This window comes from Microbacterium sp. 22215, from assembly GCF_052045655.1.
Lineage (GTDB): Bacteria > Actinomycetota > Actinomycetes > Actinomycetales > Microbacteriaceae > Microbacterium > Microbacterium phyllosphaerae.
This window is the reverse complement of record NZ_JBQEPC010000006.1, coordinates 1-22,922: the sequence shown is the minus strand read 5'-3', so window position 1 is coordinate 22,922 and position 22,922 is coordinate 1. Positions and strand designations below refer to the sequence as shown.

The following is a 22,922-nucleotide window of genomic DNA, read 5'->3' as shown; positions in this document are numbered from 1 at the left end:
CATGGTGATGCCAGCGGCTCGCCGATGCTCGCTTCGGCTCTGTGAAGACGCTCTATCGACGGGGCGCGACGCACGAGGACCGATTGGATGGCCTCCGGGCATTCACCTCGCAGACGCCAGGTGAGCCGCGGTCTCGTCCTCGGCGCCGCGATCGGATCCGTATGACCGTCTGCCTGCAGCGCGTATGCGGAAGCGGGGCTCATGCGGTTCCTGCGAGCGCGCCTGTACCGCCCGCGGCGATGGGAAGGTGCGTCAGGGTCTGGACCGGGTGCGCAACGATGCGCTTCACGCCCTGGGTGTGACAGTTCTCAAGGCGTACTCGGGCGTCGGGGTGCAGCCACACGGATGCGTCCTCGTGCAGCGGGAGCACATGGATGCCGATTGTCTTCACTCCCGCGGGGATACGAACGTGCCATTCGGTTCCGTCCCAGAAGCGGTCGGAGATGACCGATCCGTCTGCGGTCAGCACAGCCACATCGCCCACCCACTCGAGCGCGAGCTCGACATCGCGGTCATGCATGGACGACGGTACGACCGCTTCGGTCAACATCCCATCCTGGAGTACTCGCGCGATGGAGGGCGCCGAGGCGCGCCCCTCGAACTCTCCGTAGGACGGGGCGGGAGCAACGCCGAGACGGACGACGCTCAGTTCGAGGGAGACCGCCGGTGCGGCGGACTCGGTGGCCTGCAGATCGAAGAAGGCCAGCTCTTTCGTGTCGAACGCTCGCACTCCCGCTCCCGACCGCACCCAGGTGCGAACTTCTCCGTCGGTGGGATCGAGCTCATCGGCGCTGAGGTAGAGCTTCCCGTCGACAACCCAGGCAGACTCGGCATCTTCGGCAGGGAGCATGACGATCGCGTCGTCGCCGAAGGCATGGACCCCGATGGAGTCCGCGTCAGCATCGAAGGCCTTTCCGTTGACGGAGATGCGTGGTGAGAGGCCCTTGACCCCGAAGAGCACCGCGACGGTGCCCCCATGCGGCCGCCGAAGAACAGTCAGCAGGTTTGCGGTCGCCCAGTCGATCTCGGCCTCGCCGACCGGCTGTCGGAAGGGGAATCGGGCGACCGTGCCCACCGGAATCCGGATGGGCTGGTCAGGGAAGGTCATCTGCGTCGACGCGAGATCGAGCTGGAATTGCACGGGACCGCTCGGTGCAAGCGGAACATGCGGCTGCTGACGATTCACGAACACATAGCCGCGGTGCCCGTCAGATCGCATGGCCCACCGCATCGTCGTGAGATCGTGGACGTTCTCGGGCATCGCATCCGGAAGAGTCGAAGTCATCAGCACCAGCTCTTCACCGACGGCGGCCAGGAATGCATGTTGCTGCCGCAGGAGCGCGTGCGTGCGAGTGATCTGGCCCGCAGATCCTATAGGGGCGTGAAAGTCATAGTCGATCTGCGGCATGTCGTTCGGGTATCCCGTTGCATGCGACTCCTGCAGATCCGGACTGGGGTTCAGGCCTCCGGCGAACATGTAGTACCCCTGCCAGGCGGAGCCGTTGCCGATTTTGGCATTCGCGACTGCGGCGACGTCCTCGGCCGTGAGGACAGGGCGCCGATGATAGGCCGTCGCCATCCCGCCGCCGAGTTCGCAGGTCACCGGCGGGAACGTGTCGGAAGGCGACTGGCGATCCGGAGCAGGCGGTGTCCCGCCGAGTGACCGCACGTCGGCGCCGATGCCCGGGTCATCCCATACGTGGCTGAAGTAGAAGTGCTCGCGGAACGAGTCATCCCACGGAGCGCCGGCGTCCACCCAGAAGCCATCGGCGTACCCGCCGTACATCGGCAGGACCTCATCAGCGGGGAGTTGCGCGCTTCCCCATGCGGTTGCCATCCACAGGGGGGCATCCATTCCGACGTCCTTCGCCAGGCCCTTGAGCGTCGCAACATGATCGGACTGGTCGTAGATCTCATTCTCGATCTGAATCCCGATGATGTTGCTGTCAGGACCGAATCGTCCGGTCAACTGGTGGCTCAGCGCGCGATACCACGGCTCTACCAGGGCGAGATAGCGCGGGTCGTCGGTTCGGTGGTCGACGTCGGCGCTCTGCACCCAATCGGGAAAGCCGCCGTTCCGCACCTCACCATGGCACCAGGGGCCGATGCGCAGAACAACGTCGAGTCCGAGCTCTGCACAGAGATCGACGAAGGCGGCCACGTCTCGGTTGTCGTCGAAAGCGGGAGACTCATGCGCGAGAGGCTGGTGATGATTCCAGAAGATGTATGCGGCGACGGTGTTCACTCCGCCGTTGCGCATCGCCCGTAGGCGCCGCTGCCACTGCGTTCGTGGAATTCGGGTGAAGTGGAATTCGCCCGACACGGGGAAGTACGGTCTCCCTCCGCGCGTGATGAACCGGCTGGTGAGACTGGTCCGACCGTCCGCGTGACGGTCCGTCATGGGCGGCGAGGTCAACGGAGCGAGCCACGGACGGAACGAGGCGGTCAGGACAGCGGTGTCGGGCGAAGTCAAGGCAGGTCTTTCTACTCGAGCGTGCGCTGATGCGCGCAACGCGGTCAGCTTAGGCTAAAAACGTTTTCAGGTTTTCGCAAGGGCTGATTGACAAGTCAGTGAATCGAGGTCTATCGTCGTTCCTCGTCAGCTGGAAACGTTTTTAGTTGCCGAATTTTGGCGCCAACATCGAAGGAGATGCACGTGTACGGTGCTTCCGCGCTCAGAGGTCAAGAGCCATCGTGATCATCCAAGCGAACTCGTTGGATGGCGCGCAGGAGTCCGGGCAGGGGGCAGAGCGATCGGCCGCAAGCAGGCCCAGACGGAGACGTCCGCGGTCATCGGGAGTGGTTCCGCCGATCTGGTTCATCATCCCCGCACTGGTTGTGTACCTGGCCATCGTCCTGATTCCCAACGGTCAGGGGCTTTTCTTCTCGTTCACGGATTGGGACGGACTCGGATCCCTCTGGGAGTTCGTCGGAGTTCAGAACTACCTGACAGTGCTCAACGACCCGAACTCGATCCGTGCGATCCTCAACACGTTCTTGCTCACAGCGATCGTGACGATCGGTCAGAACGTCCTCGGACTCCTGCTGGCCTTGGGCGTGAACACTCACATCAAGAGCCGATATGTCCTGCGGCTCGTGTTCTTCCTCCCCGTGGTGCTGACCCCTATCGTGGCCGGGTTCCTCTGGCGTTATCTGCTCACTCCGGCCGGGACTGTGAACACCTTTCTGGAATCGATCGGACTCGGTGCGTTCCAGCAGAACTGGCTCGGTGACCCTGACCTCGTCATCTTTTCGGTGTGTGCCGCCATCGTGTGGCAAGGAGCGGGGTACTCGATGGTGATCTATCTCGCCGGCCTTCAGGCCGTTCCGACTGAAGCGCTCGAGGCGGCAGCCGTCGACGGTGCCGGGCCGTTGCGTCGCACGTGGTCCATAACTCTTCCGCTCATCAACGGAGCCATCGTGGTCAATCTCCTGCTCACGGTCATCGCGAACCTCAAACAGTTCGACACCGTCTTCTCGATGACCGAGGGCGGTCCGTCCGGGGCGAGCGAGACGATGGCGACCATCGTGTACAAGACGGCGTTCACGTACCTGCAGTATCCGAATGCGCTCGCGCAGGGAGTGGTGCTCACTGTGCTGGTCGGAGTCATCGGGTTCATACAATTCCGCCTCACGCAGCGGAAGGCGCTCGCATGAATCGTTATACCTGGCGCACCTTCGGCCTCGAGGCCGTGCTGATTCTCGTCGCCGTGGTCTTCATGATCCCTCTGTTCGTCCTTGTCGCCGTCGCACTTCGCGACGTGAACGGCGTAGAGGGCTTCCTCGGATTCACCTGGCCACTGAACTTCTCCAACCTGGTAACAGCATGGGTCGAGTCCGCGATGGGTCCGAGCATCGTCAACAGTGCGGTGATCACGTCCGTCTCGGTCATCCTGATCATCGCGCTGTCGTCTACCGCCGCCTACACGCTCACGAGACGCACGCAGCATTGGTCGCGCGGCCTCTTCTATCTCTTCCTGGCGGGATTCCTGTTCCCCGGGCAGCTCGCCATGCTTCCCCTCTATCTCGCCTTCGCGTCGTTGGGACTGGTCGGCAACCCGCTCGCCGTCATCCTCATCAACGTCGGCGGGTTCATGCCGTTCGCGATCTTCCTCTATGCGGCTTTCCTCCGCGACCTCCCTCGGGAATATGAAGAGGCAGCCACCATCGACGGCGCGAAGCCGTTGCGGATGTACTGGGCGGTCGTGTTTCCGCTTCTCCGTCCGGTCACCGGCACCGTCGGCATCCTCACGGCGCTGTCGATCTGGAACGACTTCTTCACGCCGCTCCTCTATCTCACGGGAAGCGACAGTCAGACTGCGCCGCTGTCGGTCTACACGTTCGTCAGCATCTACGGTGCCAACTGGCCTCTGGTGTTCTCGGCTCTCATCACGTCTGTCATCCCGATCCTCATCGCCTACTTCCTGATGCAGCGCTTCATCATGCAGGGCTTCGCATCAGGTCTCAAAGGGTGAGCACCGTGCTCTCCCTTCCGGCAACACCCCACCCGAAAGGCACCCACATGCTGTCATCGAAGACACGCCACCGCGTCGGCGCGGTCGTGCTTGCAACAGCTCTCTCCGCAACAGTCCTCGCTGGCTGTTCCACCGGCGGAGGCGCTGATGGAGGCGACGAGAACGTCCTCACCATCGGCACCAACGGCGGCAATGCGATGAAGGGCATCATCGCCGACTTCGAGGCCGCCCACGAGGGGGTGACAGTCAAGGTTCAGGATTCTCCCGAGAACTACCAGCAGGTCACCGCCACTCAGCTCACTGGAGGAACCGCTCCGGATGTGCTGCAGGTGTACCCAGGAACCGGCAACAACGTCAGCGTGAAGATCGCGGGCGACAAGGGGTTCCTCGCGGACATGTCTGCGGAGGAGTGGGCATCCAGCATCCCCGATGCGGCCAGAGACCTGCTCTCCACCAGTGACGGGGAGCTTGTCGCGGTGCCGATGACCTTCTCTTCCATCGGCGGCATCTACAATCAGGGCGCCCTCGATGAACTCGGACTCGCGATTCCGACGACGTGGAGCGAAGTCCTCCAATTCTGCTCAGACGCGTCAGCCGCCGGCAAAGTTCCCTTCGGGCTGGGGCTCTCCGATACCTGGACGACCCAGCTCCTCCCGTACGCATTGACCGCGACGCTCGTCTACGCCGATGACCCTGACTTCGCGCAGCAGCAGGTCGACGGCGCAGCCACGTTCTCGGACTCCGGGTGGCAGACGGCGCTGGACAAATACCTTGAGCTGGACGCCGCAGGATGCTTCAACGGGTCCCCGAACGGCACCCCGTACTCGGAGGTTCAAGACGGGATTCGAAGCGGTGACACGCTCGCGACGGTCAGCGTCGCAGCTGAGACCAGCGCCATCGCTTCCACCGGGCCGGACGGTCTCGTCCTCACCTATGCGGCCTTCCCCGCAACGGATGATGAGTCGACGACATACCTCTCTGCGACCACGGGCCCATCGTTCGCAGTCAATGCAAAGTCGAACAAGGTGGATCTCGCGACGGAGTTCCTCGCGTTCCTTGCCTCGCCGGAGACCCAGATCAAGTACGCGGATCTGTATGGTGACACCGCTGCCCTGCCTGGCGATCTCGTCCAGGACAGCCAGGTCGCCGAGCTTGTCACGAGCTTCGTGACCGAGAACAAGATCTCGACCTGGCCTGATCAGCTGTGGCCGAGCACGACGGTTCAGCCGACACTCTTCGATGGGGTCCAGGCCCTCTTCAGTGGTCAGGATGACGTCGCAGGTGTGCTCAGCAAGATGGACGCCGCGTTCGTGCAGTGAAACCATGCAGGTGGGGCCGTCCTGGAAGGGGCGGCCTCACTCGCCCTCCCAGAGACGGGGCAACTGTAGTGAACTCCTCCGGCCGACGCCGGCCGACCATAGAAGACGTCGCACGCGCCTCCGGAGTATCCGTGGGAACCGTGTCGCGAGCAATCAACGGCGCGCACTGGGTCAGCCCCGCTGCCAGGAAAGCCGTAGAGGACGCCGTCGTCGCCACTGGCTATCGGGCCAATGCCCACGCGCGCAATCTTCGCCGAAGAACCTCCGGCACCATCGCGATCCTCGTCGGCGAGTCCGCAGGTCGTCTGTTTGCCGACCCGAACTTCGGCGCTCTCGTCCGAGACATCTCTTCCGAGCTCGATACAGCGGGTAAGACGATGGTGCTCGCAGTGTCAGGCAACGCGAGCGAACGAACGCGTGTTCTCGATCTCGCCATCTCGGGGCAGGTCGACGGCGTGATCGTCGTCTCGTGGCACGACGATGAAGACATCCTCACGGAACTTATTGCGCATGGTGTTCCTTCAGTTGTCATCGGCATCCCCACCGCACCGTTCTTGAAGCGGGTGAGTTGGGTCGCCTCGGACGACTATGAAGGTGCGCGCATGGCCGTCGCGCATCTTCGTGCGCAGGGGAGAAGACGGATTGCGCTCGTGTCCGGGCCGGCGGACTTGCCGGGTTCTCGACTGCGACTCGACGGCTATGCCGGAGCCATCGGGTCTCAGCAGCCCCTGGTGGCCTATGGCGACTATTCTCACGAAAGTGGCTCCAGAGCTGCTCAGACACTGATCGACTGCTCTGACGGGGCAGGCATCGATGCGATCTTCGCCGCGAACGACGCCATGGCCGCGGGGTGCATTGAGTTCCTGGGAGATCGAAGGATCTCGGTTCCGGACTCTGTCGCCATCGTCGGATTCGACGACAACAGAATCGCCAGATCCACCCGCCCTGCGCTGACCACCATCCGCCAGTCCTTCGGCCTGGTCGCCGCGGAGGCTGTAGCCCTTCTCAAGGGGGAACTCATGAGCGACCCCGCGGCGAGCACCGTGATTCCTGTCGAACTCGTCCGCCGCGCGTCGGCATAGAGAGATTTCGCGACTCGACGCTCATCCCCGCCGGAGTGTGACCACCCGTCACCGATCGCGCTGGTCGCGCTCAGACTGCGGGCTCAGCCCTCCGGGGCGATGCGGCGAACGGCGGGAGGTGCGGGATCGCGATGGGCGCCGTCGTGCGGTCGGGCGTCGCGTGGAAGCTCAGCAAGTCTTGGAGAACGTCGTCGGCCGACATGTACGACGCGGACAGCGGGAGGTCGCGCATCCAGAGCACATCGACGGGTCGCGCTACTCCGCGGCGTGAGCGCGCGAGCGCGGTGTGGACGTGTAGTCACGCCGGGTGCGGCCACCCCGTGTACGCCTCCGCGAGAAAGGTCCTGCCTGACTCAGATTCGACCACCGAGCGAAGTTCCCCCGTCTGGCGACGGCGGTCGAACTCCGATGCGTCCTGCACGGTGTGCAGCATGCTCGTCATCCACCAGGAGAAGTGCTGGGCCTTCCAGATGCGCTGCAGTGCGGTCTCGGCGAACGCGTCGATCAGCCGCGCGTCGTTCTCGAGGAGAAGTGCGCGCAGCGCGCGGTCGAGCAGGACGACATCGGCCACCGCGAGATTCATGCCCTTCGCCCCGGTCGGCGGGACGGTGTGTGCCGCGTCGCCGACGAGTACGGCGCGACCGCGACGGAGCTCGTGCGCCACGAAGCTGCGGAAGCGCAGTACGTCGCGCTGGAAGATGGGGCCTTCGGTCAAGGTCGTGCCGGGGACCCGCGCTTGCAGGGTGTTCCAGATCTCGGCCTCGGAGAGCGCGTTCGGGTCGGCGTCGGGATCGCACTGGAAGTACATGCGCTGCACGGTCGCGCTGCGCTGACTGATCAGCGCGAATCCGTCGGGGGAGTTGCTGTAGATCAGCTCACCGGAGCTCGGGGGCGCCTCGCACAGGATGCCGAACCACGCGAATGGGTACTCGCGGAAGTATCCGCCGGTCGACGACCCGGTGACCGCTGGACGGACGACACTGCGCGACCCGTCGGCCCCCACCACGAACTCGGCCTCGATGCGCACGTCGGCACCGTCGATCGTGGCGGTGACCCAGGGGCGGTCCGTGGATACGTCCCCGACCCCGGTGACCTCGGCTCCGAAGCGTAGATCCTGCCCCGCGGCGAGACGGGCGGCGATCAGATCCTTGAGCGCTTCGTGCTGCGGGTACAGCCACACACTGCGTCCGGTGAGAGAAGGGAAGTCGATACGATGCCCTTCGCCCTCGAAGTGGAGTTCGATCCCGTCGTGGCGGTGTCCCACCGTGAGTACGCGATCGCTCGCCCCGGTCTCGCTCAGCACGCGCACCGTCTCCTGCTCGAGGATCCCCGCGCGGATGGTCGATTCGATCTCGGACCGGCTGCGACGATCCAGGATGATCGACTCGATCCCCGCCTCGGCGAGCAGATGAGAGAGCAGGAGTCCTGCGGGGCCGGCGCCGACGATGGCGACGCGGGTGCGGACGGTGGTGATCATGGCGTCTCCTTCGACGGACGTGTCGCCAGCCATTCTGAGTACCGACGGAGCGTCTCCACGCATCGCTACCGTTGAATGAGAGAAGTCCTCAGCGGCGCCCTCCCAACGCGCGCTCGATGTCGCGCGCGGCGCCGAGCAGCTCGCGCAGCGCCGGTTCCACCGGATCCTCCCGACGCAGGACGACCGATAATGCGGCTGCCACAGTGCCCGTCTCGTCGTGCACCGGCACGGCGACACCGGTCGAGACCGCTTCGATGTAGCCCGGTGCGGTGGCGTGACCGACGGCTCGGACTTCGGCGAGCTTGCGGCGCAGCGCGGCGGCATCCGTGATGGTCTCCGGCGATACCGCGGTCAGCGGGCCGGCGAGGATGCGCTCCTGCACCGCATGATCTGCGTAGGCGAGGAGCACGAGGCCGGACGACGAGGCGTGCAGGGGGAGGCGGCCCGCCACGCGGGTGACGTTCGAGCCCGAATCCGGGCTGCTGAGCCTCTCGAGGAAGAGGGCCTCGTCCTGTTCGAGGATCGCGAGCTGCGTGTGCTCGCGCACCCGCGCCTGTACGCGCTCCATGAACGGCAGTGCCGCCTGGCGCAGCCGCAGCGCATGGGAGGAGCGGGTGGCGAGCTCCCACAGGCGCATGCCGATCCTGATTCTGCGGTCGTCGTCGCGTTCCAGTATCCCGGCGTCGACCAGCTCGCCCACGATGCGGTGGGCCGAGGAGGCCGGCAGTCCCGCCCTGCGACCGATGTCCGACGCGCTCTGCACGGTGCGGGAGGGGGTGAACGTCTCGAGCACGCGGATCAGGCGTTCGGTGACGGAGTCGCCAGAGGGGGAGTTGGCCATGCGACGATGATGTCACGGACGGAGGCTTGTGTCCCATTGAGTGGGAATCTATCGTCATCTCCGGCGGGGTGCGACGAGGATGCTGTGAACGCAGCCCGCCCGTGTCGAAGGAGACACCATGACCGCCGCAGCCGGAACGATCGCCGCAGCCCCCGAGTCGCTGCTCGCCACGCCCGTGCAGGTCTCGCAGGCCGAGATCACGACCGAGATCGTCGGCCTCCACGCCTCTCTCTCGCGCCGTGAGCGGGGTGGCGAGAGCCTTCCGGCGACCATGCACGACTTTCCGCCGTACCGGTCGAGCATCCTCCGGCATCCGACCAAGAATCCGCGGCTGGTCGACCCCGAGACGATCGAACTCCTGTCTCCGGCCTTCGGCCAGCGCGACGTCGCCGCGATCGAGTCGGACTTGACGATCCAGCACACGGGTGAGCCGCTGGGTGAGCGCATGACGGTGCGCGGACGACTGCTGGACTCCTGGGGGCGCCCGCTGCGCAATCAGCTGATCGAGCTGTGGCAGGCGAACTCGTCGGGCCGGTACATCCACCAGCGCGACCAGCACCCGGCCCCGCTCGACCCGAACTTCACCGGCGCGGGCAGAGCGATCACGAACGATGACGGCGAGTACCTCTTCACCACGATCAAGCCGGGCCCGTACCCGTGGAAGAACCACGTGAACGCCTGGAGGCCCGCGCACATCCACTTCTCGGTCTTCGGTTCCTCGTTCACCCAGCGCCTCGTCACGCAGATGTACTTCCCCGGCGATCCGCTGTTCGCCCTCGACCCGATCTACAACACGATCTGGCGGCAGAAGGATCGCGATGCCCTCGTGGGCGTGTACGACCATGATCTGACCTCTCCCGAGTGGTCTACGGGGTACCGCTTCGACATCGTCGTCGACGGGCCCGACGCGACCTGGTTCGAGCAGGAGGAGAACTGACATGGCGGCTCCCGCCAGGACCCACCGCGCCACCCCCGGCCAGACGGTCGGACCGTTCTTCGCCTACGGCGTCGAGTATCCGAAGATGCACGAGGTCGCCTCACCGCATTCGCCGGGCGCGATCCTGCTCGCCGGCACCGTGCGCGACGGTGCGGGCGATCCGATCCCCGATGCGTTCATCGAGATCTTCGGTGCCGATGCCGACGGAACCGTGCCCCGGGCCCGCGGCGCCTTCCGCCGCGACGACCACACGTTCACCGGATTCGGTCGGGCCTTCACCGATGACGAGGGACACTACGAGTTCTGGACCCGCAACCCTGGACCCTCCGGCACGGGGGCGCCGTTCTTCGCCGCGATCGTCTACGCCCGGGGGCTGCCCGACAAGCTGCACACGCGGATCTACCTTCCGGAGAACACGACGGCACTCGAGAGCGACGCGCTTCTGGCCTCGCTTTCGTCCCAGGAGCGTGCGACCCTCGTCGCGACACGCACCGCTGACGGATGGCTTCACCACGACATCCGGTTGCAGGGCGAGAGGGAGACGGTGTTCCTTGTCTACTGACTTGTGCTGCCCGATCACGCGGGGGAGACCATGACCGCCTTCGACGACGGACTGCTCTCGCCGGTCGCGACCGGATTCGACGACGTGGTCTGTGACGACGCGGTCGTCGATGCCCTGGTGGGCGCCGAACGGGCGCTCGTCTCGGCGTACCGCGAGACGGGGATGCTGACAGAGGTCGACCACGCGGTGCTCGCCGATGCGCTCGGAACGGGGCCGGCTGGTGGTCGGGTGGCTGCAGCAGCGCTGGCGGCGGCATCGGTCTCCAGCGGGAATCCCGTGATCCCGCTCGTCGCCGTGCTGCGTGATCGGGTACCCGAGCACCTCCGGCTCTGGATCCACCGGGGCGCGACCAGTCAGGACGTCGTCGACACGGCGCTGATGATCGTGGCGCTCTCCGCGGTCGAGCGCCTGAGGGCGTCTCTCGACCGAGTCCTCGACGGGCTCGTGACGCTCGACGAGACGCACGGCGCAGACGTGGTCGTCGCCCGCACACTGACCCAGCACGCGGTGCCGACCACCATCGGTGCGCGGTTGCGCACCTGGTCCCGAGGCGTCGAGCGGGCGGTCTCCCGTCTCGCCATGCTCGAGTTCCCGGCGCAGCTCGCCGGTGCCGCGGGCACGAGGGCATCGTTCGTGCAGATCACCGGTTCGGTCGGCGGAGCGGAGGCGCTCGCCGCATCGTTCGCCAGGCATGCCGGTCTCGAGGAGCCGGCGGGCTCGTGGCAGGTCAATCGGTGGCCGATCACCGAGATGGGTGACGCCCTCGTACAGACCCTCGACGCGCTCGGCAAGGTCGCGACGGACATCGCGACCCTGTCCCGCACGGAGATCGGCGAGATGGCGGAGGGCGCCGGCGGCGGGTCGTCGGCGATGCCGCACAAGAGCAACCCGGTCGAATCGACCCTCATCCGCTCGGCATCGCTGCGCGCCCCGCAGCTCGCCGCGACCCTGCACCTCGCTGCGGCCCAGGCCGCAGACGAGCGCCCCGACGGAGCCTGGCACGCCGAGTGGCCGACCCTGCGGGAGCTGCTCCGGCTCGCCCTGGGTGCGTCCGCCCACGCAGCCTCGCTCGTGGAGGGACTGCGCATCGATGTCGCGGCCGGCACTCGCAACCTGGATCTCACCGGAGGGCTCATCATCACGGAGCGTCTGGCGATCGTCCTCGAGCCCCTGATCGGTCGAGCACGGTTCGACGGCGTCCTGTCCGCAGCCCGCAGCGGGCAGGACCTGCGCGGCCTGATCCACGCGCTTCCGGAGGCGAACGATCTCGATGTCGACGCTCTGCTCGACCCGGAGCGATATGTCGGCGGAGATTCGGCGGGGGAGTGCTGATGGAGCTCTCCTTCACCGACCCCGTGGGCCCTGCAGACGGCCCGCTGCTCATCCTGGGCCCGTCACTCGGCACGTCGACGATCCTCTGGGAGTCCGTCGCACCCGCGCTCGCGGCGGCGCACCGCGTCATCGCCTGGGACCTCCCCGGGCACGGGGCCTCGTCTCCGGCGGTCGAGTCATTCTCGGTGGCCGACCTCGCCGACGCTGTCGCCGCCGCAGCCAGAGACGCCGGTTCCGGCAGCATCCGCTATGCCGGCGTCTCGCTCGGGGGAGCGGTCGGTCTCGAACTGCTGTTGCGGCATCCTGCTCTCGTCGAGCGCGCGGCGATCCTCTGTTCGGGGGCGGTGATCGGCAGCCCCTCGGCATGGCGTGAGCGTGCGGCGAAAGTGCGGGCCGAATCGACCTCGGCCCTGATCGTCGCTTCGGCGCAGCGGTGGTTCGCGCCGGGCTCGATCGCTCGGCACCCGGACCTGACGGGACGCCTTCTGCACACGCTGCAGAACGCGGATGACGAGAGCTACGCACGATGCTGCGAGGCGCTCGCCGAATACGACGTGCGCGCGCACCTGCGAGAGATCGACGCTCCCGTGCTCGCGGTCTGGGGCGAGCATGACCAGGTGACGCCGGAGAGTTCCGCAGCGGAGATCTCCGACGGCGTGCGCGACGGACGCTCGGTGCGGATGCCCGCGGCATCGCACCTCGCTCCGGTCGATGCCCCCGCCGAGGTCTCGGCCCTGCTCGATCACTTCCTGACTGAGAGGAGCCGGTGATGGCCGGTCTCACCGATGACGAACGTCGCGCACAGGGGTTCGCGGTGCGCCGCGAGGTGCTCTCGGATGCGCACGTCGACCGTGCGATCGCCGCGACCACCGACTTGAACGCCGACTTTCAGGACTTCATCACCCGCGTCGCGTGGGGCGAGGTCTGGTCGCGTCCCGGGTTGGATCGACGCTCGCGGTCGATAGCCGTGCTCTCGTCGCTCATCGCGAACGGCCACCACGAGGAGCTCGCGATGCATCTGCGCGCCGCTCTGCGCAACGGCCTGTCCGTCGACGAGATCCGCGAGGTGATACTGCAGTCCGCGGTCTACTCGGGGGTGCCCGCGGCGAACACCGCGTTCCGCATCGCCGGCGAGGTCTTGCGGGCGGAGAGCGCATCGTGATCGACAAGACCGTGCCGGATGCCACCACGGCCGTCGCGGGGATCCGCGACGGTGCGACGGTGATGATCGGCGGATTCGGACGCGCGGGGCAGCCGGTCGAGCTCATCGACGCTCTCATCGCCCAGGGCGCCGGCGACCTGACGATCGTCGCCAACAACGCCGGGAACGGAGACACCGGGCTCGCCGCCCTGCTCGCGGAGCGCCGCGTGCGCAAGATCATGTGCTCGTTTCCCCGGCAGCACGACTCGTGGGTGTTCGACGGCCTGTACCGGGCGGGGGAGATCGAGCTCGAGATCGTGCCCCAGGGCAATCTCGCGGAGCGGATCAGAGCTGCGGGTGCCGGCATCGGTGCCTTCTTCTCACCCACCGGGGTCGGCACCGAACTCGCCGCGGGCAAGGAGGAGCGCACGATCGACGGGCGGAGGTACGTGCTCGAGTACCCGATCGCGGCAGATGTGGCGTTGATCAGCGCTCGCACGGCCGATCGATGGGGCAATCTGCTCTATCGCGAGACCGCGAGGAACTTCGGTCCCGTCATGGCATCGGCAGCAGCAGTCACGATCGTGCAGGTCGACGAGATCGTGCCGCTGGGATCCATCGATCCTGAGAGCGTGGTGACTCCCGGTCTCTTCGTCGACCGCGTCGTCGCGGTCGGCCGACGTCCGTGGCTCGGCGAGCAGGGGTTCGTCGGCGGCGTCGACATCGAGGGCAGGCCGCGGGATGCTGTCGAGGAGGTCGCACCATGACCACGAGCGTCACCCGAAACGAGCTCGCCGCGCGGATCGCCGCGGATATCCCTGAGGGCTCGGTGGTGAACCTCGGCATCGGCGCACCGACCCTCGTCGCGAACTTCCTGCCCGCCGACCTCGAGATCATCCTGCACACCGAGAACGGTCTGCTCGGCATGGGGCCTGCGCCCGAACCGGACCGGATCGACCCCGATCTCATCAACGCGGGCAAGCAGCCGGTCACGGCGCTCCCTGGCGCCGCCTACTTCCACCACGCCGACTCGTTCGCGATGATGCGCGGCGGGCATCTGGATGTCTGCGTGCTCGGCGCATTCCAGGTCGCGCAGAACGGCGATCTCGCGAACTGGTCGACGGGCGCGCCCGGGGCGATCCCGGCGGTGGGCGGCGCGATGGACCTGGCTATCGGAGCGAAACAGGTGTTCGTCATGACCGACCTGCTCGCGAAGGACGGCTCATCGAAGCTCGTCGCCGAGTGCAGCTATCCGCTCACCGGTGTCGGATGCGTGACCCGGGTCTACACCGACCACGCCGTCTTCGACGTCGTGGACGCTCGTTTCGTCGTGCGGGAGGTCTTCGGCGACAACACCGTCGAGACACTGCGCACTCTGACCGGACTGGAGCTCTCATGACCGCAGCGATGATCTATGACGCCGTGCGCACTCCCTTCGGTCGCGCGGGTGGCGCACTGTCGGGCATCCGTCCCGATGATCTGGCTGCGGTGACCCTCCGAGCGATCGTCGAGCGGACGGGCATCGATCCCGCACGCGTCGACGACGTGCTCCTGGGTGATGCGAATCAGGCGGGGGAGGACAACCGCGATGTCGCGCGGTTCGCCGCGCTGCTCGCCGGATTTCCGACGACGGTGCCCGGTGCCACCGTGAACCGTCTCTGCGGATCGAGCCTCGAGGCGGTGATCCAGGGGTCGCGCGCGATCGAGACGGGTGACGCCGCCGTGATCCTCGCGGGCGGTGTCGAGTCGATGAGCAGAGCCCCGTTCGTGGTGGAGAAGTCGGCGAGACCCTGGCCCGCGGTCGGCAATCAGACGCTGTGGAACACCGCGATCGGCTGGCGGATGACCAACCCCGCGCTGCCCGCGGACTGGACCATCTCGAACGGCGAGTCCGCCGAGAAGCTCGCCACGACGTTCGGCATCACGCGAGAGGAGCAGGATGCCTTCGCGCTGCGCAGTCATCGCCGTGCCGCCGAAGCATGGGCCGCAGGAGTGTTCGACGCTGAGATCGTGGCCGTGCCCGGAGCGACTCTGGCCCGTGACGAAGGCATCCGCGATGACACTTCGCTCGAGAAGCTCGGTGCACTGCGTACGCTGTTCGCCGACGACGGCACGGTCACGGCGGGGAACTCCTCACCGGTCAACGACGGCGCCTCCGCCGTGCTGATCGGTGCGGAGGGCGTGCTTGACGCCGAGCCCCTGGCGCGTATCGCCGGTCGCGCAGTGCTCGGCAACGATCCCGATGTGTTCGGCATCGCCCCTGTGGAGGCGGCGAACCGGGCGCTGGCCCGCACAGGTCGCACATGGGAGGACGTCGACCTGGTCGAACTCAACGAGGCCTTCGCCTCGCAGTCGCTGGCATGCCTCGCCGGCTGGCCGGACCTGGACCCGGACCGCGTCAATGTGCACGGGGGGGCGATATCGATCGGCCATCCTCTTGGTGCCTCCGGGGGGCGGCTCATCGCTCGGGCAGCGCACGAACTGCGTCGCCGTGGTGGAGGAATCGCCGTGGTCGCACTGTGCATCGGCGTGGGACAGGGGCTCGCCCTCGTGCTGGAGCGCTGAGCTCGAACCCGTGTGTCTGCGCACACGTTCGCCCACGGACCAGATTGATCCGTGGGCGAAGGTGTGTGTGCTGATCAGCGCGTGGGTGAGCTCGCCCAGAATTCGCACTGGTGGACGTCGGCGAAGTCTGTGAAGGTCTCGTCGCCTTCGGAGGAGAGCTTCAGGAAGCGCGGGTCAGACTCCTCGAACCGCTGCCAGGGTTCACCAAGCTCGCCCGTCGCCGCGAAGGCACCCCAGTAGTCCATCATCCGGTGCGAGAGTTCCTTTTCGGCGTCGGTCAGAGGCCGCTCCACATCCGCGAAGTCGAACAGGTAGGCCAGCTCCGACGAGTGCGCGCTGGACATGTCCAAGCCCTCGATCGCCATTCCGGCCATCGTGGGAGACGTGGGATCCTCGAATTCGTAGGCGTACACCGGTACCTGTGTCGACGCTGACGAGGCGAATGCGTACGTGGTGCATCCGAAAGTGCTGTCGGTGTCGATGGCAGCGAGAGCCATTGCGGGGGAGTCGTAGTCTGCCGCCTGATAGCGCTGCAGAATCTCCTCGGCGTCGTCGCCGTAGCTCTGTCGGATGCGCTCGTCGTACTCCTCGGCGGTCATACTGCCCGCGTCCGGGCCGACGCTGAAGAAGATGCCCTGCTTGCCCTCCCAGCGGTTCGATCCGACAAGGAGGGGGATGGCGTCCCAGTCGCCCTCGGCGATCGCATCCTGCGGTCGTGTCGGAAGGACGGAGCTGCCGAAGACGGGTGTGAATCGGGCCGGCGCGTTCACGAGCTCGGTGGTGTCCACGCTCTGCAGGCATTCGAGTTGTTCATCGCCTGCCGGGCAGCCGATCTCAGTGGCGAGCTGATCGCCCTTCTCGACTGCGTTCTCACGAGCGGTGTAGGCGTTGAACGCGCAGGACCCGCTCTGGAGTATTGCTCCACTGATCAGGCCGGTGGTCGAGGGTGCGGCGAGGAGACCACAGATCGACATCGCGCCGGCGGACTGTCCGGCTACGGTCACTCGATCCGCGTCGCCGCCGAAGTCAGGGATGTTCTCGTGCACCCATCGGAGGGCTGCGACTTGGTCGAGCAGACCGAATGAACCAGCATCGGCGCCCATCGTCTCGGTGGCCAGGTACCCCATCGCGCCGACACGGTAATTGATGACGGCGACGACGGTGCCGGTGCGGTCGGCAAATTCGGAGGGATCGAACAGCGCTGCGCCGCCCGAACCGAAGCCGCCGCCGTGGATCCACATCACCACGGGCAGAGCATCGGTGGAAGTGGTCGATGCGGGTCGGTACACATCGAGGTAGAGGCAGTCCTCGCTCGTCTTCGTTCCGGCGACCTCGCCGTCACCTCCCTGCAGACACGAGTTGCCATGCGCGGTCGCCTCGCGGGTGCCGTCCCATCCGGCGGCTTCGGCGGGAGCGGCGAAGCGGTTCTCCTCGACGGGCGGTGCCGCGTAGGGAAGGCCGAGGAAGGATTCTGAGCCGTCGGCGCTCACGCCAGAGATCATTCCCTGGGTGATCTCGACGACGGGTGGTGTCGTCGTCGACGGCGTGTCGGCTTCGGGCGCGCAGGCGGCCATCCCGACTGCCAGAGCCACTGCGGCGACGGCGGCTCCGAGGGCGCGGGTACTGCGCGCCGGGGTTGGCAGTGTGGTCGTGTTCTCGCTCATGAGGACTCCATCGTCTCGGTGGCGCATAAGCGACGAGAACCATCACTTATGTACTATTCATGTACAGATAAGTAGGAAATCGACTTAACCGCAAGCCCCGATGGGGTTACCCAGTCGGGTCGGTCTGGGTATCTGCTGCGTCGATAGGCGCATAGAAACCTCTTATGTCTAAAAATGGCAGAAGTTCGATAGCCTTCAGAGGAGGCGTTCACACGCCAGAGAGGAAGCGCTGATGCTTCTCGAAAGAGACCTGATCCAGTCCGTGGGCTTTCGCAATGTGCGCGAGGGAGCGGAGATCGTCGGATTCCAGTTCCGCGTGCGGATGCCCTCATATCGGGGGATGGCCGCATCGCTGATCGACGGGATCGCCGTGTCGATCCCCGGTCTGGTCGATGTTGCCGCGAACGTTCCCACCTGGACTCTGCAGGGGGAGATCTACACGCTCGACGAACTGTGGGCGAGCGACGGCGTGCGCTGGCAGCTCGAGGATGCAGCCGTCATCACGGTGCCCCTCGCCGGCGGGCTGCCGGACGGCATCCATGAGCTCTCGATCGACCTGCGCCTGCGCATGTCGTACATCCCTCAGGAGCACCAGCCCAGCCGGTATCAGGTGACCAGGGCGATCACCCTCTCGCCCGAGGCCACCGGCGCGCCTTTCCGCTACGGCGTCTCCCTCTACAGCTTCATGGGCGACTACGGCACATGTCTCGATCTCGAGACGGCGCTGCATCAGATCGCCGATCTCGGCGCCACCGGTGTCGAGATCCTCGGAGAGGGACACGTGCCGAACTATCCGGATCCGCCCCAGGAGTGGGTGGATGACTGGTTCCGCCTGCTGAAGAAGTACGGCCTCCAACCGACCAACATGGGCTCGTGGATCGACACCCGCCTGCATTCCAGCGGTGAGGCCGCGCGAGAGATGTCGGTCGATGAGGGCGCCGCGATCCTCCAGCGCGACCTGCGTCTGGCACAGCGACTCGGCTTCCGGTTCCTGCGACCCAAGATCGGCGTCGTCTCCAGCGACCTGATCCCGCACTCGATCTGGACCGAGGTCGTCGAGCGCAGCCTGCCCCTCGCCGAGGAGCTCGACGTCATCATCTGCCCGGAGATCCACGCACCGACGCCCATCAAGCATGAGGTGGTCGAGGATTACGTCGCCCTGATCACCCGCACGGGCACCAAGCACTTCGGGCTGCTGCTGGACACCGGCATCTTCCAGGATCGACCGATCCCCCTGCGCCCCGGTGAGCTGCCCGGCCGTCGACCCGCGTTCCTCGACGGCATCGGCGTGGACCCCGCCGACATCTTCGACGTGATCGAGCATGTGGTCTTCATCCAGGCGAAGTTCCACGACATCGATGATGATCTCGTGGACCAGCAGATTCCCTGGGAACCGGTGCTCCGCGCGCTCCGAGATGCCGGATACACGGGCTATCTGTCGAGCGAGTATGAGGGGGAGCGTATTCCCTGGCGCTCGGTCGAGCAGGTGCGCCGCCAGCATTCCCTCATCCGCCAGACCGTCGACGCCCTCTAGGAGACATCATGCCCAACGGACTCATCCACGCAGACAGCCTGCGCCCGCATCCGGACGGACTGGCTCTGAGCCTCACCCTGCCCTGGTACCGCAGCCTGTGGCTGTCGTCCGTCTCCGCCCTCGCCCTCACGGTGGACGGCGAAGAGGTGGCGCCAGAAGATCTGCGCTTCGAACTGCACGGGCGCTCCTATGCCATCGACGAGCTCAGCGACCAGAGCGAGACGCTCTGGTTCCTGCAGGAGCATCCTCTGCTCATCGCGCGGCGCGATGTGCCGGTCGAGCGCGGCGAGAGCCACGACGTCATGCTGGTCGGGCAGCTCCGCCTTCCCTACATGCAGATCGTCCCCGGTGCGGACGGCGGTCCCGGCATGTACGTGCCGAACTTCGTGCGCGACGTCCACACGCTGACCGTCACGGATTCCCCGGCCCCAATCCCGGCGCTCGTGAGCGACGTCCCTCCTGCGCCCCCGGCGACCGATGCGGATCCGTTCCAGCTCGGGTTGACGCTCTACTCCGCGAGCGCCGAGTTCCGTGCCGGGTGGTACGACTTCGACAGCTTGCTCGACCGCGTCGCCGAGCTCGGCATCGGTCCCGGCATCGAGATCGTGGCCTCGCAGATGGTGCCCACCTACCCGGTGGTGTCGGACGACTTCGTCACGCGCTGGCGCGCCGCGTTCGACCGGCACGGCTTCGACGCGAGCTCGTTCGGCGCGAACCTCGACATGGGCCGTCGGCGTGACCGCGACATGACACCGGATGAGGAGTTCGAATTCTCGAAGCTGATGTTCACCGGTGCGAAGCAGCTCGGTTTCCCCCTGGTGCGCATCCAGAGCGCGAAGCCGGAGCTGCTGCGCAGGCTCCTCCCGATCGCCGAGAGCCTCGAGCTGAAACTCGCCTACGAGATCCACGCACCCGTCGGCCCGAACGCGGAGTCCGTCCTCAAGGTGCGCCAGACCTTCGCGGAACTGGACTCGCCGTTGCTCGGCTTCGTCGCGGACTTCTCCTCGACCATGCACGCGATGTCTCCGACGCTGTTGCGCGCCGTCCGCCGAGCAGGCCTCGACGATGAGTCTGTGGCCAAGCTCCAGGAGATCTGGGCGACCGATGCGACGATGCGCGAGCGTCAGGACGAGTTCATCGGCTACCTCCACGGTCGCGACTTCGACCCTGGTCGGCTCGGATCCTTCGCGCATCTCGCCTTCAACATGCACGGGCATGTTGCTCCGCAGGAGTGGGCGGACATCATGCCGCAGATCCTGCACGTGCACGCGAAGTTCTACGACATCGATGAGGCAGGGCAGGAGCCGGCGATCGACTATCCGGAGCTCGTACGCGTGTTCGTCGAGGGCGGCTACCGGGGCTACTGGTCGAGCGAGTGGGAGGGGCACGCCTTCGCCGAGCTCGGCGAAGTGGATCCCCTGGTGCTCGTGCGTCGACAGCATGATCTGATTCGCGCGAGCATGCGCACGGCGGTACAACCCGCCTGAGTCAGTCGTTCGTGTGCGCCCCGGATTCGACGATGCGGCCTGCCTCCTGGAAGAGTTCCACCATCCAGGCGTGCTCGGGGTCACGCGCATGCACGGGGTGCCACCAGAGTGCATGCACGAGGGGTGTGGGCTCGAACGGGAGTTCCACAATGCGCACGCCGCCGAGGCGTGCCGCGAGCGGTGCGAGCGCGCGCTGGATCAGGCCGATCCGGCGCGTGCCCGCGACGTAGAGGGGGAGCGCGAGAAAGCTCTCCACGACGGCGTCGATGCGCGGCTCCACGCCTAGCTGCTGGATCTGCCGGCTCGCCGATGTGAACGCCGTCTGCGACTGGTAGGTCATCACGTAGGGACGATCGGCGAGGTCCGCCATCGTGAGTTCGCCGTCGATTCCCTGCTCTCCCTCGGCGACGAGCGCGACCCACTCGTCGTGCCAGAGATCGGCATAGGAGAGATCCGTGAGGAACCCGTGCGGGATGATCATGGCGTCGGCGGAACGCAGTCGGTTCGGGGCGTCTTCGACCACCGTCGGGTTGTGCAGCATGAAACGGAACCGCACGCCGAGCCCGCGGTCGGCAGCCAAGCGGGAGACCACCGCGCCGATGGTGGCGAAGCCGTAATCCGAGCCGTAGATGGCGAACTCGCGCGTGGACTCCGACGGTGTCCAGGTCGCCTGACTCTCGAAGACGCGTCGAGCAGCTTCGAGCGCGGTCGAGGTGTGCTCGGTGAGCCGCAACGCGAACGGGGTCAGTTCGTAGGTGTTTCCTCGACGCGCGAGGATCGGGTCGTTGAAATGGGTGCGCAGACGCGCGAGCGAGGCACTCAGTGCGGGTTGGCTCAGATGCAGCAGCTCGGCGGCGCGCGTGACGCTGCGTTCAGTCAGCAGTGCGTCGAGGGACACGAGCAGGTTCAGATCGAGTCGAGACAGCAGGGCATGATCGGTCGGCATCAGAACCTCCGGCAGGGGGGGCGGGTGTCTCGATCTTATCGACGTCACCGATTCCGCCGGCATCGCGCATTCTCCTGCCGAATAGCGGGAAGCGCGCAGCGTTCAGGCCGACTTATGCGATGCATCCAAAGCACTTATGTGTGTTTCCGGCAAATGGGGGCAATACTGACAGGACAGCACCGGGCTCGATCCGAAGAGTCCTCGACAACGTAGTCAGAAAGGCTGGACATGTCACAGCATTCTCGATCCCGCGTCCTTCGCACCGGCATCCTCGCCGCGGCGACCGTGGGAGTCGTCATCCTCGCCGGTTGCTCCGGTTCCACGCCCGATCAGGGCTCTGGAGACTCCGACGGGGCGCAGGCCTTCAGCTTCACGTTCGCGACCTCGAACAATCTCGAGAGCCCGTACGAGTCGCTCGCCAAGGCTTACATGGATGAGCACCCCGACGTCAAGATCACCCTCAACCCGACGCCCAACGACAAGTACGGCGAGACGATCCGCACGCAGTTCCAGGCAGGAAACGCGGCCGACGTCGTCCAGACCACCCCGGGATCGGGTGATGCCCGCGGCGTCATCCCGCTCGCAGAGGCAGGCTTCCTCGAGCCGCTCGGCGACACTGCCACGGGGCTGGTCCCGGCGGGCAGCGAGCCGATCTTCGAGATCGACGGCGAGACCTACGGGCAGCCGATGGACTTCACCATCGCCGGCGTCGTGGCGAGCATGGGGACCGCCTCGCAGAGTGGCCTCGACGACTGGCCGACGGACGAGAAGGAGATGTTCGCGGCATGCACGGAGCTCGCGGGCGAAGGAAAATCGCTGTTCGCTCTCGCTGGAGCCGCCGGACCGAACGCGGGCCTCACTGCCCAGGGCATCGCGGCCACACGCGTCTACGCCGGTGAGCCCGACTGGAACACCCAGCGCGCCGACGGCAAGACGACGTTCGCCGAGTCCGACGGCTGGAAGGACACGCTGCAGATGGTCATCGACCTGCACGACGGCGGATGCTTCCAGCCCGGCGCAGAAGGCGGTGGCTTCGACGCCATCACCAACGGCCTCGCACAGGGAACCTCCGTGGGCAGCTTCATCCCGTCCGGCTCCGCTGTCGAGATCGCCACGGCCGCACCCGCCGAGGCGAACTTCAAGGTGCAGCCGTTCCCGGCGGCCGACGGTGGAGACCCCTACATCCTGGCGAGCTCCAACTACACGATCTCGATCAACGCGGCCTCGAAGGTGAAGCCCGCGGCCGAGGAGTTCGTCGAATGGCTCGCAACGGACGAGGCGCAGGAGCTTTACTACGAGAAGTCGGGTCTGCTGCCCATCTCGGGCTATAAGAACCTCGACCTCTCCGACACCATCTACTCGCCGGTGGTCGACCTGATCGCAGACGGCTCCTACGCCACCCTGCCGAACAACATCTGGCCGAACCCGTCGGTCTACGACGCGCTGCAGGTCGGCGTTCAGGGGCTGCTCACCGGGCAGAAGACCATCGACCAGGTGCTCCAGGACATGGACAACGCCTGGGGCGACTGACACAGAGGGCCGTCCGGGGCCGCGAACGAG

At 66.3% G+C, this 22,922-nt stretch carries 21 protein-coding genes; 15 read left to right on the top strand and 6 right to left on the bottom strand.

Translation table 11 applies throughout. The features are described from left to right. Nucleotides 1–199 precede the first annotated feature (199 nt). Complete coding sequence (locus tag ACTJKH_RS11395; RefSeq protein ID WP_440737161.1) at nucleotides 200–2,401, bottom strand: beta-galactosidase; 2,202 nt, start codon at nucleotides 2,399–2,401, stop codon at nucleotides 200–202. Between the two features lie 398 nt (nucleotides 2,402–2,799). Between ACTJKH_RS11395 and ACTJKH_RS11390 the strand changes: the two genes are divergently transcribed. From ACTJKH_RS11390 to ACTJKH_RS11375, 4 genes are read left to right on the top strand one after another with little or no spacing between them, the layout of a single operon-like run. After that, a complete protein-coding gene (locus ACTJKH_RS11390; protein ID WP_440737011.1) occupies nucleotides 2,800–3,657 on the top strand; it encodes a carbohydrate ABC transporter permease in 858 nt (285 codons plus the stop codon). After that, nucleotides 3,654–4,475 (top strand): carbohydrate ABC transporter permease, encoded by an 822-nt coding sequence (locus ACTJKH_RS11385; RefSeq protein ID WP_440737010.1) that lies wholly within the window; start codon nucleotides 3,654–3,656, stop codon nucleotides 4,473–4,475. Before ACTJKH_RS11390 ends, ACTJKH_RS11385 begins: the two co-directional genes overlap by 4 nt. A gap of 47 nt (nucleotides 4,476–4,522) precedes the next feature. Further along, nucleotides 4,523–5,794: an ABC transporter substrate-binding protein gene (locus ACTJKH_RS11380; RefSeq protein WP_440737009.1), complete on the top strand. Its 1,272-nt coding sequence runs from the start codon at nucleotides 4,523–4,525 to the stop codon at nucleotides 5,792–5,794. Beyond that, nucleotides 5,791–6,876 carry a LacI family DNA-binding transcriptional regulator gene (locus tag ACTJKH_RS11375; protein WP_440737008.1) on the top strand — a complete coding sequence of 362 codons (1,086 nt, stop codon included), beginning with the start codon at nucleotides 5,791–5,793 and terminating at the stop codon, nucleotides 6,874–6,876. The genes ACTJKH_RS11380 and ACTJKH_RS11375 overlap by 4 nt, the downstream gene beginning before the upstream one ends. Before the next feature lie 70 nt (nucleotides 6,877–6,946). On the opposite strand, the gene ACTJKH_RS11370 is transcribed toward ACTJKH_RS11375, so the two are convergent. From ACTJKH_RS11370 to ACTJKH_RS11360, 3 genes are all read right to left on the bottom strand, one after another. Next, nucleotides 6,947–7,108, bottom strand: coding sequence for a hypothetical protein (locus tag ACTJKH_RS11370; protein WP_440737007.1), 162 nt, complete (start codon nucleotides 7,106–7,108; stop codon nucleotides 6,947–6,949). Nucleotides 7,109–7,174: 66 nt separating this feature from the next. Then, nucleotides 7,175–8,350, bottom strand: a complete 1,176-nt coding sequence (locus ACTJKH_RS11365; protein WP_440737160.1) for a 4-hydroxybenzoate 3-monooxygenase — start codon at nucleotides 8,348–8,350, stop codon at nucleotides 7,175–7,177. A 91-nt stretch (nucleotides 8,351–8,441) separates the two neighbouring features. Then, complete coding sequence (locus ACTJKH_RS11360) at nucleotides 8,442–9,194, bottom strand: IclR family transcriptional regulator (RefSeq protein ID WP_440737006.1); 753 nt, start codon at nucleotides 9,192–9,194, stop codon at nucleotides 8,442–8,444. Between the two features lie 118 nt (nucleotides 9,195–9,312). Between ACTJKH_RS11360 and pcaH the strand changes: the two genes are divergently transcribed. The 8 genes from pcaH to ACTJKH_RS11320 are packed head-to-tail and all read left to right on the top strand — an operon-like array spanning nucleotide 9,313 to nucleotide 15,731. Beyond that, nucleotides 9,313–10,131 (top strand): protocatechuate 3,4-dioxygenase subunit beta, encoded by an 819-nt coding sequence (gene pcaH, locus ACTJKH_RS11355; RefSeq protein WP_440737005.1) that lies wholly within the window; start codon nucleotides 9,313–9,315, stop codon nucleotides 10,129–10,131. Nucleotide 10,132: 1 nt separating this feature from the next. After that, nucleotides 10,133–10,693, top strand: coding sequence for a protocatechuate 3,4-dioxygenase subunit alpha (gene pcaG / locus ACTJKH_RS11350; RefSeq protein ID WP_440737004.1), 561 nt, complete (start codon nucleotides 10,133–10,135; stop codon nucleotides 10,691–10,693). A gap of 30 nt (nucleotides 10,694–10,723) precedes the next feature. Further along, nucleotides 10,724–12,025: a lyase family protein gene (locus ACTJKH_RS11345; RefSeq protein WP_440737003.1), complete on the top strand. Its 1,302-nt coding sequence runs from the start codon at nucleotides 10,724–10,726 to the stop codon at nucleotides 12,023–12,025. Next, nucleotides 12,025–12,795 carry an alpha/beta fold hydrolase gene (locus ACTJKH_RS11340; RefSeq protein ID WP_440737002.1) on the top strand — a complete coding sequence of 257 codons (771 nt, stop codon included), beginning with the start codon at nucleotides 12,025–12,027 and terminating at the stop codon, nucleotides 12,793–12,795. The genes ACTJKH_RS11345 and ACTJKH_RS11340 overlap by 1 nt, the downstream gene beginning before the upstream one ends. Then, nucleotides 12,795–13,187, top strand: a complete 393-nt coding sequence (gene pcaC / locus ACTJKH_RS11335) for a 4-carboxymuconolactone decarboxylase (RefSeq protein ID WP_440737001.1) — start codon at nucleotides 12,795–12,797, stop codon at nucleotides 13,185–13,187. Before ACTJKH_RS11340 ends, pcaC begins: the two co-directional genes overlap by 1 nt. Then, nucleotides 13,184–13,933, top strand: a complete 750-nt coding sequence (locus ACTJKH_RS11330; protein ID WP_440737000.1) for a 3-oxoacid CoA-transferase subunit A — start codon at nucleotides 13,184–13,186, stop codon at nucleotides 13,931–13,933. The genes pcaC and ACTJKH_RS11330 overlap by 4 nt, the downstream gene beginning before the upstream one ends. After that, entirely contained in the window at nucleotides 13,930–14,565 is a 636-nt protein-coding gene (locus tag ACTJKH_RS11325; protein ID WP_440736999.1) for a 3-oxoacid CoA-transferase subunit B, read from the top strand. The genes ACTJKH_RS11330 and ACTJKH_RS11325 overlap by 4 nt, the downstream gene beginning before the upstream one ends. After that, on the top strand, nucleotides 14,562–15,731 hold the full coding sequence (locus ACTJKH_RS11320; protein WP_440736998.1) for a thiolase family protein: 1,170 nt from the start codon (nucleotides 14,562–14,564) through the stop codon (nucleotides 15,729–15,731). Before ACTJKH_RS11325 ends, ACTJKH_RS11320 begins: the two co-directional genes overlap by 4 nt. Nucleotides 15,732–15,805: 74 nt before the next feature. Here the strand turns inward: ACTJKH_RS11320 and ACTJKH_RS11315 are convergent, their stop codons facing one another. Further along, entirely contained in the window at nucleotides 15,806–17,395 is a 1,590-nt protein-coding gene (locus ACTJKH_RS11315; RefSeq protein WP_440736997.1) for a carboxylesterase/lipase family protein, read from the bottom strand. Between the two features lie 232 nt (nucleotides 17,396–17,627). Between ACTJKH_RS11315 and ACTJKH_RS11310 the strand changes: the two genes are divergently transcribed. Further along, nucleotides 17,628–18,929, top strand: a complete 1,302-nt coding sequence (locus ACTJKH_RS11310; protein ID WP_440736996.1) for a C-glycoside deglycosidase beta subunit domain-containing protein — start codon at nucleotides 17,628–17,630, stop codon at nucleotides 18,927–18,929. A gap of 8 nt (nucleotides 18,930–18,937) precedes the next feature. Continuing rightward, nucleotides 18,938–20,416: a C-glycoside deglycosidase beta subunit domain-containing protein gene (locus ACTJKH_RS11305; RefSeq protein ID WP_440736995.1), complete on the top strand. Its 1,479-nt coding sequence runs from the start codon at nucleotides 18,938–18,940 to the stop codon at nucleotides 20,414–20,416. Between the two features lies 1 nt (nucleotide 20,417). Here ACTJKH_RS11305 and ACTJKH_RS11300 read toward each other — a convergent pair whose 3' ends face one another. After that, entirely contained in the window at nucleotides 20,418–21,362 is a 945-nt protein-coding gene (locus tag ACTJKH_RS11300; RefSeq protein ID WP_440736994.1) for a LysR family transcriptional regulator, read from the bottom strand. Nucleotides 21,363–21,590: 228 nt separating this feature from the next. Here ACTJKH_RS11300 and ACTJKH_RS11295 point away from each other — a divergent pair, with 228 nt between their 5' ends. After that, on the top strand, nucleotides 21,591–22,892 hold the full coding sequence (locus ACTJKH_RS11295; RefSeq protein ID WP_440736993.1) for an ABC transporter substrate-binding protein: 1,302 nt from the start codon (nucleotides 21,591–21,593) through the stop codon (nucleotides 22,890–22,892). Nucleotides 22,893–22,922 lie beyond the last annotated feature (30 nt).